This is a genomic window from Bradyrhizobium sp. Kon58 (assembly GCF_055807455.1).
Window position 1 is genome coordinate 1 of record NZ_JBVVOT010000655.1, and the last position, 236, is coordinate 236.

The following is a 236-nucleotide window of genomic DNA, read 5'->3' on the forward strand; positions in this document are numbered from 1 at the left end:
GCGCCGCACGGCCGATGGTCTGGATCAGCGAGCGTTCGGAGCGCAGGAAGCCCTCCTTGTCCGCATCCAGGATCGCCACCAGCGACACCTCCGGCATGTCCAGACCTTCGCGCAGCAGGTTGATGCCCACCAGCACATCGAAGGTGCCCAGGCGCAGATCACGAATGATTTCCACGCGCTCCACGGTGTCGATGTCCGAGTGCAGGTAACGCACACGCACGCCGTGGTCGGCCAGG

The 236-nt window shown here is 65.3% G+C and carries 1 protein-coding gene; it reads right to left on the reverse strand.

The annotated features are described in order from the left end of the window. Nucleotides 1–236 (reverse strand): helicase-related protein (locus tag AC0L20_RS41840; RefSeq protein WP_473295969.1); only part of this gene is annotated, 236 nt, incomplete at both ends.